Source organism: Uliginosibacterium sp. 31-12 (assembly GCF_030548425.1).
Taxonomy (GTDB): domain Bacteria; phylum Pseudomonadota; class Gammaproteobacteria; order Burkholderiales; family Rhodocyclaceae; genus Uliginosibacterium; species Uliginosibacterium aquaticum.
The window spans coordinates 45,238-60,123 of sequence record NZ_JAUOOA010000003.1; the positions used below are offsets into that span (position 1 = coordinate 45,238).

The 14,886-nt window shown below is 64.5% G+C and carries 12 protein-coding genes; 11 read left to right on the forward strand and 1 reads right to left on the reverse strand.

All coding sequences use genetic code 11. From position 1 onward, the window contains the following. Positions 1 to 100: 100 nt before the first annotated feature. From Q3Y64_RS07345 to Q3Y64_RS07375, 7 genes are all read left to right on the forward strand, one after another. Entirely contained in the window at positions 101 to 1,246 is a 1,146-nt protein-coding gene (locus Q3Y64_RS07345; protein ID WP_101941906.1) for a type IV pilus twitching motility protein PilT, read from the forward strand. A gap of 101 nt (positions 1,247 to 1,347) precedes the next feature. Further along, positions 1,348 to 2,775, forward strand: a complete 1,428-nt coding sequence (gene rsmB / locus Q3Y64_RS07350) for a 16S rRNA (cytosine(967)-C(5))-methyltransferase RsmB (protein WP_303560643.1) — start codon at positions 1,348 to 1,350, stop codon at positions 2,773 to 2,775. Between the two features lie 28 nt (positions 2,776 to 2,803). Further along, on the forward strand, positions 2,804 to 3,376 hold the full coding sequence (locus tag Q3Y64_RS07355) for a DUF4390 domain-containing protein (protein ID WP_170019924.1): 573 nt from the start codon (positions 2,804 to 2,806) through the stop codon (positions 3,374 to 3,376). Continuing rightward, complete coding sequence (locus Q3Y64_RS07360) at positions 3,373 to 5,508, forward strand: ATP-binding protein (RefSeq protein WP_101941909.1); 2,136 nt, start codon at positions 3,373 to 3,375, stop codon at positions 5,506 to 5,508. Before Q3Y64_RS07355 ends, Q3Y64_RS07360 begins: the two co-directional genes overlap by 4 nt. Before the next feature lie 25 nt (positions 5,509 to 5,533). After that, positions 5,534 to 6,772, forward strand: coding sequence for a sigma-54 dependent transcriptional regulator (locus Q3Y64_RS07365; RefSeq protein WP_101941910.1), 1,239 nt, complete (start codon positions 5,534 to 5,536; stop codon positions 6,770 to 6,772). Positions 6,773 to 6,925: 153 nt separating this feature from the next. Then, positions 6,926 to 7,900 carry a tRNA 2-thiocytidine(32) synthetase TtcA gene (gene ttcA, locus Q3Y64_RS07370; protein ID WP_254048210.1) on the forward strand — a complete coding sequence of 325 codons (975 nt, stop codon included), beginning with the start codon at positions 6,926 to 6,928 and terminating at the stop codon, positions 7,898 to 7,900. After that, positions 7,878 to 8,846 carry an FHA domain-containing protein gene (locus Q3Y64_RS07375; protein WP_101941912.1) on the forward strand — a complete coding sequence of 323 codons (969 nt, stop codon included), beginning with the start codon at positions 7,878 to 7,880 and terminating at the stop codon, positions 8,844 to 8,846. Before ttcA ends, Q3Y64_RS07375 begins: the two co-directional genes overlap by 23 nt. Here Q3Y64_RS07375 and glmS read toward each other — a convergent pair whose 3' ends face one another. Then, the gene (gene glmS / locus Q3Y64_RS07380) at positions 8,847 to 10,685 is read right to left on the reverse strand and encodes a glutamine--fructose-6-phosphate transaminase (isomerizing) (RefSeq protein WP_303560644.1); all 1,839 of its coding nucleotides are present in this window, start codon (positions 10,683 to 10,685) and stop codon (positions 8,847 to 8,849) included. Between the two features lie 137 nt (positions 10,686 to 10,822). Here glmS and Q3Y64_RS07385 point away from each other — a divergent pair, with 137 nt between their 5' ends. From Q3Y64_RS07385 to Q3Y64_RS07400, 4 genes are all read left to right on the forward strand, one after another. Then, positions 10,823 to 11,290, forward strand: a complete 468-nt coding sequence (locus tag Q3Y64_RS07385; protein ID WP_101941914.1) for an Lrp/AsnC family transcriptional regulator — start codon at positions 10,823 to 10,825, stop codon at positions 11,288 to 11,290. Positions 11,291 to 11,388: 98 nt separating this feature from the next. Next, a complete protein-coding gene (locus Q3Y64_RS07390; RefSeq protein WP_303560645.1) occupies positions 11,389 to 12,123 on the forward strand; it encodes a hypothetical protein in 735 nt (244 codons plus the stop codon). Between the two features lie 116 nt (positions 12,124 to 12,239). Then, on the forward strand, positions 12,240 to 12,842 hold the full coding sequence (locus Q3Y64_RS07395; protein WP_303560646.1) for a hypothetical protein: 603 nt from the start codon (positions 12,240 to 12,242) through the stop codon (positions 12,840 to 12,842). 68 nt (positions 12,843 to 12,910) lie between these two features. Next, a complete protein-coding gene (locus tag Q3Y64_RS07400) occupies positions 12,911 to 14,818 on the forward strand; it encodes a radical SAM protein (protein WP_303561116.1) in 1,908 nt (635 codons plus the stop codon). Positions 14,819 to 14,886: the final 68 nt, after the last annotated feature.

Here is a 14,886-nt window from a genome sequence, read left to right on the forward strand (position 1 = left end):
AACGCGACTGGGGCCTGGTTACTTCCATCACCCGACGCTTGCAATTCCTGCCCGCTCGGGCAAGGATTCGGGTCGAACAAAATTACCGCCGGGGCACGCCATGGACCAGACCCATCATTCGCTGATCGAAACCCTCTCGCCGACCGAGAATCTCGATTACCCAGGCTCGGGCACGCTGATCGAGCAGATCCTCAGCCTGCTCAATTCGGAGATCGTGTTCTCCGACATCATCATTCACCAGAACAGTCCGGTCATGCTGCGTCAGCCCAAGCGCCTGGTGGCCGTGTCAGACATTCCGGTTACCGGCCAGGAGCTTGAAGAATTCTTCGAAGTGATCGAGCCAGCCTGGGAAGAACGCATTCTTGAGCGCGCTTTCGACCGTGCCAAGGATCTCTACAGCGCCCGCCTGCGCGTGAACTGCTTTTCCTTCCACGCCCGCAAACGCCTGGGCTGCGTGATCCGCCGCTTCCCGGCCGAGCCGCTGCCGCTCGCCAGCCTCGGCCTGCGCCCCAACACCCAGGCCTTCGCCAAGTTCACCAGCGGACTGGTGCTGATCGTTGGCGACACCTGCCAGGGCAAGTCGACCACCATCGCGTCCCTGCTCGACGAGATCAACAAAACCCGCCCGGGCCATATCATCACCATCGAGGATCCGGTCGAAACCCTGATCCCGCAGAGGAAGAGCATCATCACCCAACGCGAGGTCGGCACCGACGGCGACGTTGCGAGCTATTACCTCGGCGCGCTGGATGCCCTGCGCGAGCGCCCGGACGTGATCCTGATCGGCGAGATCCGCGATGCGGCCACCGCGCAGGAAGCCCTGGCCCTGTCGGAAGCCGGGCCGCTGGTCCTCGCCACCTTGCACGCGCGCTCCACCGAACTGGGACTGCAGAAGATGCTGCGTCTCCTCGGCAACGGCGAAGCCCAGGCCCAGACGCTGGCGAGCAGCCTGCGGGGCGTGCTGTGCCAGGCCCTGCTGCCAAACACGGCGGGTGATGGCTACCAGCTCGCCACCGAATGCCTCACGGTAAACCAGGAAGCCGCCCATCTCATCGGCAGCGCCAACTTCAGCGGCATCCGCGGCCTGCTGGATATCCAGAGCCTGGAGCGCAACGCCTCCTCGCACACCATGAACGATGATCTGCTGCGCCTCATCACGGCCGGCAAGGTCAGCGTGGAAGACGCCCGCCGCGCCAGCACCGATCCGCTGAAATTTGCCGGCATGGTGAAGGAATTGAAGCGCTGACCGGCTTGAGCGCAGCGATCCAGCACCCTCGCTGCGCTCACTGAGGCGCTGCAAGCGCTTCGTCTCCCGCGTCCGCAGGGCCGAACCCGTACAATGCGGGCATGGACAAGAAACCTTTCCCGCGCCGCACCGGCGCCCACCCGGCCACCGGCCGTGACCCCGCCCGCTCCCGCCCCACGCAGGACTCCCGTAACACCCCACCTGCCCGTGATCACCGCCCACGCGGCCCGGCCCTGCCACCACTGGCCGCCGGCACGCTCGGCGAAGCCTTGCTGGTTGCCAGCGATGGCCTTGCCGCCGTGCTCAAGGGCTATGCGCTGAACGACGGCCTGCTGGGCCTGTGGCAAGCCTACCCGGACCTGCTGCCGGCGACCCGCGGCGCAGTGCAGGATCTGCTCTACGGCACCCTGCGCGACTGTGGGCGCGGCAGCTTCATCCTCGCCAAGCTGCTCAGCAAGCCGCTTGAGGAGCCACGCATCGAAGCTCTGCTGCTGCTTGCCCTCTACCGCCTCGAAACCCGGCCGGACACCGCCCACACCGTCGTCGATCAGGCTGTTGAAGCCGCCGCCCGCCTCGCCGAGGGGCGCCTCAAGGCGCTGGTCAATGGCGTGCTGCGCAACGCGCTACGTCAATGGGCCGCTCTGCTTGCCGCCGCCGATGCCGACCCCGCCGCGCACTGGCGTCATGCCGCCTGGTGGATCAAGGCCGTACAGCGTCAGCATCCGGAGCACTGGCAGGCCCTGCTGGCCGCCAACAACACCCACCCACCAATGAGCCTGCGCGTGAATCCGCGCCGCAGCAGCGCAGACGCCTGCCGCGCCGAGCTCACAGAGGCCGCAATCACCTTCACCGAACTCGCCCCACTGGCTCTTCGGCTCGACACACCGCGGCCAGTTGCCAGCCTGCCCGGCTTTGCCGAAGGCCGCGTCTCGGTGCAGGACTGGGGCGCCCAGCAAGCGGCCGCGCTGCTGGATCTCGCCGCGGGTCAGCGCGTGCTGGACGCCTGCGCCGCCCCCGGCGGCAAGACCGCTCACCTGCTTGAGTCCGCAGACATCGCCCTGCTGGCGCTGGATGTGGAAGACAAGCGCAGCCAGCGCGTGCGCGACAACCTTGCCCGCCTCGGTCTTTCTGCCGAAGTCCGCACGGCCGACTGCCGCCATCTCGACGAGTGGTGGAACGGCCAGCCCTTCGAGCGCATCCTCGCCGACGTGCCCTGCTCCGCTTCGGGCGTAGCGCGTCGCCATCCGGACATCAAGTGGCTGCGCCGCGAGGAAGACATTGCGGGTTTTGCAACGGTTCAGGCCGAAATCCTCGAGGCCCTGTGGCAAGTGCTGGCGCCGGGCGGGAAAATGCTTTATCTCACTTGTTCCGTCTTCGAAGAGGAGAACGGAAGGCAGGTCGCCCGCTTCGCCGCCCGCCACAAGGACTGCCGCCGCGCCCGCCTGCCGGACGGTACATTCGAGAGACACTGGCTGCCCACCGCGCAACATGACGGCTTCTACTTCGCCCTGCTGGAGAAAAGCGCCTGAGCGTCAGCTCGGGACGAAGGCTGCCGTCATGTGTCTGCTGCGCCGGCTGTGGCTGCTGAGCTTCATGCTGCTCTGCGCGCCGGCCGCGCTGGCGGCCGGCAAGGGGCTGGACTTCCGCTTCCAGGAGATCGTCCCGGTCGATCAGGTGTATGTGGTCAATGCGTCGCTCGAGATGCAGGCCAATCCGCGCCTGGAGGAAATGATCGCCAGCGGGGTTTCGATCCCCTTTCAGGCTGAATTCACCCTGACCCGCGCACGCTGGTACTGGCTCGATGAGAGCGTGGTCGAGCGGAATCTGGACTTCCGCCTCTCCTATCACGCCCTCACCCGTCAGTATCGCCTCTCGGTAGGCAGCATCCACCGCAGCTTCGGCAGCTTCGAGGATGCCCTGCGCGCCCTGCTATCGATCCGCAACTGGTCGGTGATCGACCGCAACCGCCTCACGCCCGGCGAGACCTACAAAGCCTCGCTGCGTTTCCGGCTGGACATGTCCCAATTGCCCAAGCCCTTTCAGGTCGTAGTCTTCGGTAATCGCGAGCTGGATGTCTCGACCGGCTGGGTGCAGTGGAATTTCCTTGCTCAAGGGCCTGATCCGCGATGAGGCGACTGCTCATTGTCGTGCTCGCGCTGGGCGCCATCCTGCTCTTCCTGCTGGCCTCGGCAGGCGCCAACTCCTCACTCTTTGCCCACAACTATCCGGTCCTGCTGGGGCTGAACATTGCGCTGGCCGTGGCGCTCGCGGTGCTGGTCGGCCTGCAGCTGCGCAAGCTGTGGATCGAATACCGCTCGCGCCAGTTCGGCTCCCGCCTCAAGCTCAAGCTGATCGGCATGTTCCTGCTGCTCGCGATTGCTCCCGGCACCCTGATCTACGTGATCTCGGTGCAGTTCGCGGTGCGCTCGATCGAGTCCTGGTACAACGTGCGCGTCGACTCGGCCCTGGAGTCCGGCATCACCCTCGGTCGCAGCGCACTGGATGCTCTGCTCGACCAGCTGGCCGAACGCAGTCGCAACGTCGCCCTGGAACTCGGCGACCAGCTCACCCCACCCAGCCTGCCGGCGCTGATCCGCCTGCGCGAGCGTCTCGATGCCGACGAGATCACCCTCCTCACCACCAGCGGGCGCGTCGTCAGCTCCACGGGCGCGGCGCAGGGCGGCCTGGTGCCCGACGTACCGGCCACCGCTCAGCTGCGCCAAGCCCGTCAATCGATGGGGTATCGCGCCGTTGAAGGAGAGGGCGAAAAACTCGTGATGCGTGTGGTCGTACCGGTGCCGAGCCGCTTCCTGCAGGTCGACCCGTTGCTGCTGCAGGTGCGTGCCGCCGTACCGGAAGCACTCGCCCACAGCGCCGACCAGATCCAGGAACTGCACCGCAACTATCAGGAACTGCTGCTCTCTCGTCAGGGCCTCAAGAGCATTTACCTCGTGACCCTAACCCTGGCTCTGCTGCTGGCCATGTTCGCCGCCATGGCAGTAGCCTTCCTGTTTGCGCGCTCACTCTCGGCCCCCTTGCTGATCCTCGCCGAAGGCACCCAAGCCGTGGCGGCAGGCGACCTCTCGCCACGCCAAGCCTTGCCGGCCCGCGACGAGCTGGGCGTACTGACTCAATCCTTCAACCGCATGACCCGCCAGTTGCAGGATGCGCGGGCGCTGGCCGAGAAAAGCCGCTCGGCTGTCGACGCCGCACGGGCCTATCTGGAAAGCGTGCTCGCCAACCTCTCGGCCGGCGTACTGGCCTTCTCGAGCGAAGGCGAGCTGCGCGCAGCCAACCGCGGAGCCACCGCTATCCTGCAGGACGATCTGATCGGCTTCGAAGCCGTGCCCCTGGCCGAATGGCAGACCCACGTGAGCTTCCGCGATGCGGTGCTGGCAGGCTTTGCCGAACATGAGGCAGACTGGCACCGTCAGTTGGAAATCACCCATGGCGAAGGCTCGGTGCAGACCTTGCTGCTGCACGGCTCGCAGCTTCCCGAGAGCACGGGCGGCTTCGTGGTGGTGTTCGACGACATTTCCGAGCTCATCTCGGCACAACGCAACGCAGCATGGGCCGAAGTGGCGCGCCGCCTGGCCCACGAAATCAAGAACCCGCTCACGCCGATCCAGCTCTCCGCCGAACGCCTGCAGCACAAGCTGGCCGACCGCCTGGGCGACACCGACCGGGCCTTCCTCGATCGCTCCACCCAGACCATCGTGAATCAGGTCGAGGCCATGAAGAACCTGGTCAATGGCTTCCGTGACTACGCCAGGCTACCGGCGCCGCAGCTCGCCCCGCTGGATCTCAATGCCCTGCTGCGCGAAGTGCTGATGCTGTATGAGGCTGCGCCCGTGCCGATCGGCCCGATCCTCGCTAGCGGCCTGCCCCTGGTGCAGGCTGATGCCAGCCAGTTGCGCCAGGTCATCCACAACCTGCTACAGAACGCGCAGGATGCCGTGGCCGAGCATACGGCCCCGCTGGTTGAACTGGTCACTCGCCTGGATGGCAAGCGCGTGGAGCTGGTGGTGCGTGACAACGGCAGTGGCTTCCCGCCCAACATCCTCAGCCGCGCCATGGAGCCCTATGTCACCACCAAGCCGCGCGGCTCGGGCCTGGGGCTGGCCATCGTGCGCAAGATCATCGAGGAACACCGTGGCGAGATTTTCATCGCCAATCGCCCCGAGGGCGGTGCCGAAGTAAAACTGCGCCTGCGACTGGCCAAGCTCGACGCCACGCCGCCGGGCGAAACGACAACAAATTGACCCTGCTCTGGTAGTCTCCGAACCTATGGCAAAGATTCTGGTTGTTGACGACGAAATCGGTATCCGCGAACTGTTGCGGGAGATTCTCTGCGACGAGGGTTACGACGTGATCCTTGCCGAAAATGCCACGGCAGCCCGCAGTGCCCGCCAGGCGGCACGGCCGGATCTGGTTCTGCTGGACATCTGGATGCCGGACACTGACGGCGTCACCCTGCTCAAGGAATGGGCGGCCTCCGGCCTGCTGTCGATGCCGGTGATCATGATGTCCGGCCACGGCACCATCGATACCGCGGTGGAAGCGATCCGCTTCGGTGCCCTGGACTTTCTCGAAAAGCCGATTGCCCTGCAAAAGCTCCTTGCCACCGTCAAGCGTGGCCTGCAGCGCCAGCCCAGCAAGGCCCAGACTCACCTCACACTAAACGCCTTCACCCGCTCCACGCCGCTGCGCGATCTGCGTCGTCGCCTTGATCAGCTCTGCCAGAAGAGCCGTGTACTGCTGCTACGCGTGGGCGCCGGCTCGCTGGCCGAACTGTGCGCCCGCAGCCTGCAGGCAGCGGGCAGCCCCTGGCTGGACCTGGGCAGCTTCGGCCAGCCGATCGAAATCCAGAACCTTGAAGCCGCGCGTGGCGGCATGCTCTTCATCGAAGACCTGAGCCTGCTCAATCGCGCCCAGCAGAAGAACCTCGCCTTCGCCCTCGATCGCCTCGAAAAACACGATCAACGCCTGCTCGCCGCTTGCTCGCGCACGGCCGACGAACTGCTCACGGAAGGCTGGGATCCGCTACTGGTCCGTCGCCTGTTTGAAGTGTCGCTGGTGCCGCCCTCGCTGCTGGAGCTCAAGGATGAGCTGCCCGAGATGGTCACCCAGCTCCTCCAACATCTGGCGGAAACCGGTGATGTGCCGGTACGCACCCTGTCTACCGGCGCACTCAACGCGCTGCGCAACAGCCCTTGGGGCGGCGGCTTTCCCGAGCTGAAGGCCGCCGTGCGCTCGCTGGCCCTTGGTTCTCTGGAAGACGAGATCAATGCCGATGAGGTCGTGCGCTTCGTCTCCCGCGCCTCCAGTGCAGCGCTCGCCCTGCCGCTGGATCTGCCGCTGCGCGAGGCGCGTGAAACCTTCGAACGCATCTATTTCGAGCACCACCTGCAACTCGAAGACGGCAACATCACCCGCCTGGCCGAGAAAACCGGGCTGGAGCGCACCCACCTCTACCGCAAGCTCAAACAACTGGGCATCCAGGTGGGTCGGCGCAGCGAAAGCTGAACCGCTTTCAGACGGAACGCCCGAAACCCGGGCCGGCCGGCGTACCAGCCTGCGTGGAACAAGGCAATATCTGCGCGAGTGTGATCGGGGTCACCCCGGTCAGGCGGAGCGCACCGATATAATCAGAACTTGTCCAGCAGCAAGCATCGCACCGTGGAAACCATCCAGTCCCGCATCGCCGTCGAAGATCTTTCGAACACCGCCCAGCGTCTGAAGAAGCGCCTTAGCCGCGCTATCGGCCAGGCCATTGCCGACTTCAACATGATTGAGGAAGGCGACGTGGTCATGGTGTGCTGCTCCGGCGGCAAGGATTCCTATGCGCTCCTCAACCTGCTGATGGCCATGCGCGAACGCGCGCCGGTGAGTTTCCGCATCATCGCGATGAACCTCGATCAGCGCCAGCCCGGCTTCCCGGAGGACGTGCTGCCACGCTACTTCGAATCTCTGGGCGTGGAATATCGCATCGTCACCGAGGACACCTATTCCATCGTCAAGGAAAAGATCCCCGAGGGCAAAACCACCTGCTCGCTGTGCTCGCGCCTGCGCCGCGCCATCATCTACCGCACGGCCCGGGAACTGGGTGCCACCAAGATTGCGCTCGGCCACCACCGCGAAGACCTGATCGAAACCCTGTTCCTGAACATGTTCTTCGGCGGCAAGATCAAGGCCATGCCACCCAAACTGCTGTCGGACGACGGCCAGCACATGGTGATCCGCCCGCTGGCCTACTGTGCCGAGAAGGATGTGGCCAAGTACGCGCGCGCCATGGATTTCCCGATCATCCCCTGCAACCTGTGCGGTTCGCAGGAGAACGCTCAACGCAAGCTGATCAAGGCCCAGCTGGCCGAGTGGGATCGCATTTTCCCAGGACGCATCGAATCGATCGCAACCTCCTTGCAGAACGTCGTGCCCAGCCATCTGGCGGATAATGCACTGTTCGGCTTCAAGGATCTGACCCGCGATGCCGTGATTGGCGAGGGCGACATCGCTTTCGACGCGCCTGATCTTCCCGTTTCGCCGCTGGCGGCAAGCGGTGCAAGCACCGTATTCTGGAATCAAGCCAGCCCTGACACCCGAACTGCAAACCCTTGGAGTCTCCAGAGCGATGACCAGCCAGCCCACTCCTGATACCTGCGTGCTCATCGCCGAAGTCACCGGCGATGCGCCGCTGCTCGGCAAACTGGGCGCAGTGGAAACCCAACGCGCCGTCGAGCGCTGCCGCAACCGCGCCGAGCGCTCCATAGACGCCTACCGCGGCTACATCGTGCAGGCCGACGGCCGCACCCTGATCGCCCACTTCCCGCGCGGCGAGAATGCCGCCCTGGCAGCCTTTGACCTGCGCGCACGTGTCAAGCAGCTGCCGCCGGTCTCCGGCGTAGCCCTCTCGGTGCAGGTAGCGATTCATGCCGGCAATCTGGATACCATGAGCCAGCAACCAGCCGATGCAGTCATTGCCGATGCCCGCAAACTGGTTGCCTTGGCCCCTGCGGATCAGGTCCTGGTCAGCAGCGAGGGTGCCAACGCCATGCCCGACAACGTGCGTAGCCAGCTTTCCCCGGAACAGGTTGCCGGCTTTGCCCAGCAAGCCTACATTTTCCGTCCGGGTCACACGCCGGCCGCCGCGCCCAGCGTGGGCGAAGCTTTCGCACCGACCTCCACCTCACTAGCCCTGGATCAGCACGCTTTTGACACGGCCCCGCACAGCCAGTCGCCGGTCTTCAACCAGGCCGCCACAGCGCCTCAGCGCACTTCACTGATGCTGCGCCACAACAAGAATACCCTGTCGGTCTCGGACAACCAGCCAGTGGTGCTGGCAGGCCGCGAGGAAGGCAACGATCTGGTCATCGCCGATCGCCGCGCCTCGCGCCATCACGCCCGCATCGAGTGGCGGCACAACCATTTCGTGCTGATCGACACCAGTACCAACGGCACCTTCATGGTCGACGATGCCGGCAACGAAGTGGTGCTGCGCCGTGGCGAAGCGGACCTGCCCTTGCGGGGCCGCATCGCCTTCGGCTACTCGCCGACCGAGGTCGGTGCCGAAGTGGTGTACTTCGACATCGGCCTGCGCTGATTACTCCACCGTTACGCTCTTGGCCAGATTGCGCGGCTTATCCACGTCCGTGCCGCGGGCACAGGCGGTGTGGTAGGCCAGGAGCTGCAGCGGCAGCACGTGCAGGATAGGCGACAGAGCGCCGTAGTGCTCGGGCATGCGGATGACGTACACACCGGGTTCGCTCTCGATGCGTGAGTCAGCGTCGGCGAAGACATAGAGCTCGCCGCCCCGCGCGCGCACTTCCTGCATATTGCTCTTGAGCTTGTCGACCAGCGCATCGTTCGGCGCTACCGTCACCACCGGCATCTCGGCATCCACCAGCGCCAGCGGGCCATGCTTGAGCTCGCCGGCCGGATAGGCCTCGGCGTGGATGTAGGAAATTTCCTTGAGTTTCAAGGCACCTTCCAGAGCGATCGGGTAGTGCAGGCCACGCCCCAGGAAAAGAGCGTTGTGCTTGCGCGCAAAGGCCTCGCTCCAGCTCATGATCTGCGGCTCAAGCGCCAGCACCGCCTGCAGCGCGACCGGCAGGTGACGCATCTGGCGGATGTAATCGGCCTCCTGCGCATCGCTGAGGCGCCCACGGGTCTGGGCAATGGCCAGGGTCAGCAGGAACAAACCAGCCAGCTGGGTGGTGAAAGCCTTGGTAGAGGCCACTCCAATCTCGACGCCGGCACGCGTGATGTAGGCCAGCTTGCATTCGCGCACCATGGCGCTGGTCGATACGTTGCAGATGGTGAGCGTGTGCTCCATGCCGAGGCTGCGCGCGTGCTTGAGTGCCGCGATAGTGTCGGCGGTTTCGCCAGACTGGGAAATCGTCACCACCAGTGAGCGCGGATTCGGCACGCTGTCGCGATAGCGGTACTCGCTGGCGATTTCCACCTGAGTGCTAATGCCGGCAATCGATTCGAGCCAGTACTTAGCGGTGCAGCCGGCGTAATAGCTGGTGCCGCAGGCAAGAATCAGCACCGAGTCGATGTCCTTGAAAACCTTGTAGGCACCGTCGCCAAAGAGCTCCGGACTGATATGTTCCACACCTTGCAGGGTGTCGCCAATCGCGCGCGGCTGCTCGAAAATCTCCTTCTGCATGAAGTGGCGATAAGGCCCCAGCTCTGCAGCACCGGAGTGGGCATACACCGTGCGCACTTCGCGTTCGACACGCACGAAACCCAGTTGCGCTCCCTCGCACTGGCGCGCCTCGATCCAGAACTTGCCGGGCTGCATATCGACCACATCGCCCTCTTCGAGATACACGATCTGGTTGGTGACGCCAGCCAGTGCCATGGCGTCTGAAGCAAGGAAGTTCTCGCCTTCACCCACGCCGAGAATCAAGGGCGAACCGGCACGCGCGCCCACCACGCGATGCGGCTCGTCGCGGCAGAACACGGCAATCGCATAGGCCCCCTTGAGCTGCACGATGGCCTGTTTCACGGCAGCGAAGAGATCACCGTCATAGCAATGATCAACCAGGTGAGCGATCACTTCGGTATCGGTCTGGCTGGCAAACTCGTAGCCCTTGGCGCGCAGCTCGGCACGCAGCTCGTCGTGGTTCTCGATGATGCCGTTGTGCACCAGGGCGATGCGCTCGCGCGAGAAATGCGGATGTGCGTTGCGCACCGCCGGCACGCCATGGGTTGCCCAGCGGGTGTGCGCAATGCCGGTAAAACCTTCGACCTTGTCTTCGTGGATCAGGGCATCCAGCTCGGCCACCCGCGAGGTGGAGCGCGCCCGGCGCAGGGCGCCATCCTGATGCACAGCCACGCCGCAGGAGTCATAGCCCCTGTATTCGAGGCGCTTGAGACCCTCGACAAGGATGGACACGATATTGCGCTGGGCGACAGCTGCGACGATGCCACACATGAAAAGCTCCACTTCGGGAAGAATGAGATGAACTGAATGCTAGACAAGCCAGAACAAAACAAGCTTGCATAATTATCCAATAAGTAGAATAAAATTTCACAAACAACTTTTCGTGAAATTTTATTTCACCCCTTCTCATGGACGCTACCGATCTTCGCCTCCTCGCCCAGTTGCAACTCGATGCCTCGCTGACCAATCAGGCTCTGGCCGAGCGCGTCCATATCTCGCCAGCCACCTGCCTGCGGCGGGTCAAGCGCCTGATCGACACCGGCATCATCGAAAGCCGGGTGGCCATCCTGTCGCCGGAAAAACTGGGGGCTGGCCTCACCGCCATCGTCGAACTCACCCTGGACCAGCAGGCCGCAGAGCGCCTCGCCGCCTTCGAGGCACGTGCCGTGGCCGACAGTGCCGTGCAGCAGTGCTACCGGGTCAGCTCCGGGCCTGATTTCGTGCTGATCCTGCAAGTGGCGGACATGCCTGCCTATCAGGCCGCCGCAAGCCGTCTGTTCGCCACCGACGCCAATGTGCGCAATGTGCGCGCCTTCTTCTCGGTGCATCGGGCGAAATTCTCACCCCACATCAGTTTGCCTGCCAGTGAGCAATAAGCGCTGCCAAAACAGTGAGTTGTAAAGACACATTTAGTTTCACGCGGAGTCCGCAGTTCTTGGTAAAGTAGGACAAACACCTACAATTGGAGTTAAGTATGTCTGGCGTCTTTCGCATCGTGTTCAGCGGCGGCATCCTGCCCGGATTCTCGCTAGACCTGGTGCGCCGACACGCTCGCGAGCGACTCAAGGCCACGCCGGAGCAGCTCGTACGGATGTTTTCGGGACGCCCGCTGGTGCTTAAAAAGGATCTCGACGAGCCGTCTGCGCTGGGCTACCTGCACAAGCTGCAGGAACTGGGCCTTGATGTCACGCTGGAAGCCCCTGCAGCCTCGCGGATTCCGCAAGAAATCGCGCCGCTCACGCCGGCCCAGCCTCCGGTGCCGGTCGTCAAACCCGACGAGCCTACCCCGCCGACGCCTGCCGCAACCCAGCCCGCCAAGCCCCAGCCTGCGAAGAATGAGCCTTTTGCCGAGCGTGCGACCCGCACCGAAGGCTGGCTGAGCGAGACCGGGTTTGCCGACTTCGCCCGCACCCACCTGAACCTCGCCCGCGCGGAAGCCCTGCTCAATGGCAACAGTAGCGAGGAAACCCCAGTGGTGATTTCCTCGCCGGCACTGGCCCCTGCCGCCACGCCGCGCCCGGAACCCGCCGCATCGCCCATGACGGTCACGGTGCAACAAGCCTCCGCCACCAAGTCTGCAACGGCCGGGCTGACACTCAGTGGCAGCGTGCAATGCCCGCATTGTGGCCACGCCCACACCCTGCAGGGGCAGGTGCTGCTCGGCGAGCAGGCAGCCAAAGCCCACGGCGCCGCTCAGGGCGCGACTTAATTCACACCTGTGGCCGTTTTAAGGCCCGTTAGGTTTTGTTTCCTCCCCGAACAAGGCCCCTCTCCGCTAGTCTTGTAAGCCCCATCGCAGCACCCACAAAAACAACGGAGAGGCGCATGAACAAACAGTTTCGCATCGTGTTCGAGGGGCGGTTGCGAGCAGGCCTGAACCGGACGGATGTGATGACCCAGGCCAAGCTGCGTCTCGGTGCGAGCGCTAGCCAGACCATCCAGATTTTCTCCGGCCAGCGCGTAACCCTCAAACAGGGGCTCGATGCCGCCGCCGCCCTGCTCTACCAGCAAACCCTTGAAACTCTGGGCATGCTCGTCAGCGTCGAAGCCATGGATGGCCTGCAGAACCAGCCGGCGTTCGCAAGCCAGCTCGCTCCCGTGCTGCAGCCGCCCAATCTGCCGCCGCCCCGCCCAGCCGCTGCACCGCCGAAGCCTGCCGCCAAACCCAGTTTTCCTGAAGACTGGATGCACCGCTCCGGCTTCGAGCGCCTGGAAGTTGCTCAGCAGCGCCTCGCGGACGCTGAAGCGGTACTCAGGCAATCCGCTGCCGAAGCCGCCCGCCAGACCCAGCGCGCCCCCGCCGATCAGGGCGGGCATGGCCGCCTGCACTCACGTTTCGTCTGCTCGCATTGCGGCACCGCCCACGAAATCGAGAGCGAACTGGCCTTGCGCATCACCCCGACCATTGCCAGACGTCAGGCCGGCTGACAACACCCGCCGGGGAAGGCGGCCGGGAGCAACGTAGAATGGCGTCTCCGCCCCCTGCCGCCCTGCCGATGTCTGTCTCTCCGCTCCGCGTGCTGTCCGTCATCCCGCCGATGACCCAGCTCAATACGCCCTACCCCTCCACCGCCTACCTCACCGGCTTCCTGCGCCAGCAGGGAATCACAGCGGCGCAGGAGGATCTGGCCATCGCTCTGGTGCTGCGCCTGTTCTCGCGCACGGGACTGGAAGAGATTCGCAGCGTGGCGCAGCGCCTGCCGGTGAAGCAGCGCAGCGCGGCGACCGCCTTTTTCCTCGAACATTTCGCCGCTTACGCAGCCACCATCGATCCGGTGATCGCCTTCCTGCAGGGACGCGACTCGACCCTGGCCTTCCGCATCTGCGGCCGCATGCTGCTGCCCGAGGGAGCACGCTTCAACGCCCTCAACGAATACCTCGTTGAGGAAGACGAAGATCCGCTCGGCTGGGCCTTCGGCTCGCTGGGCCTGCAGGACCGCGCCCGCCACCTTGCGACCCTGTACCTGAACGATCTGGCCGATGTACTGCGCGAGGCCGTCGATGAACGTTTCGAATTCGTGCGCTACGCCGAATCGATCGCCCAGTCCGCCGCCAGCTTCGATCCGCTGGCTGCCGCGCTGGCCGCACCGCTGAACCTGATCGACCAGACCCTGCACAGCCTGACCCTGCAGGCACTAGCCCGCCATGCGCCACAGGTGGTGCTGATCTCCACGCCCTTCCCGGGCTCGGTGTACGGGGCTTTCCGCATCGCCCAGACGATCAAGGCCCATGACCCGGCCATCACCGTGGTGCTCGGCGGCGGCTATGTGAATACCGAACTGCGTGAACTCAGCGAAGCGCGCGTCTTCGATTACTTCGACTTCATCACGCTCGATGACGGCGAGCGCCCGACCCTCGCGCTCTTCGATCATCTTGCCGGCCAGCGTTCGCAGGAGCGCCTGGTACGCACCTTCCTACGCTCGGAGGGCCGGGTCCGCTATGTGAACTTCCCCGAGCTGGACGTGCCCTTCAACGAAGTCGGCACGCCCACCTGGGACGGCCTGCCGATCGACCAGTACCTGTCGGTGCTGGACATGCTCAACCCGATGCATCGGCTGTGGTCAGACGGGCGCTGGAACAAGCTGACCGTAGCCCACGGCTGCTACTGGAAGAAATGCAGCTTCTGCGACGTGAGCCTGGATTACATCTCGCGCTACGAGGCCGCCAATGCCAGCACCCTGGTGGACCGCATCGAAGCCATCATCGCCGAAACCGGTCAGAGCGGCTTCCACTTCGTGGACGAGGCCGCGCCGCCCAAAGCCCTGCGCGCCATGGCCGAAGAACTGTTGCGGCGGAATCTCGCTATCACCTGGTGGGGCAATATCCGCTTCGAGAAAAGCTTCACCCCCGAACTCTGCGAGTTGCTTGCGCAAAGCGGCTGCATCGCCATCTCGGGCGGGCTGGAAGTCGCTTCGGACCGGCTGCTGAAGCTCATGAAGAAGGGCGTTTCGGTCGAGCAGGTGGCACGCGTCACGCATGCCTTTTCCGAGGCCGGCATCCTGGTGCACGCCTACTTGATGTACGGTTTTCCCACCCAGACGGTGCAGGACACGGTCGACGCCCTTGAGTACGTGCGCCAACTGTTTGCCGCCGGCTGCATCCAGTCCGGCTTCTTCCACCGCTTCTCCTGCACCGTGCACTCGCCGGTCGGCCAGCACCCGGAGGACTACGGCATCCGCCTGATCCCCCGCCCCAAGGGCACATTCGCCAACAACGACATCGCCTTCATCGACCCCAGCGGCGTCGATCACGCCCTTCTGGGCCGGGCCTTGTCGAAAGCCATCTACAACTTCATGCACGGCATCGGGCTGGAGCAGGACGTGCGCAACTGGTTCGAGGAGTGTCGCGTGCCGCGCCCGCAGGTCGCCAGGCACTTCATCACCCGCGCCCTCCAGGAGGGCTGAGCCCCTCCAGTTTTCGCCGTCTCTGCCGTTACTCCTGCCTGTAGGCCCGTTTCGCCCCGACAAACGCA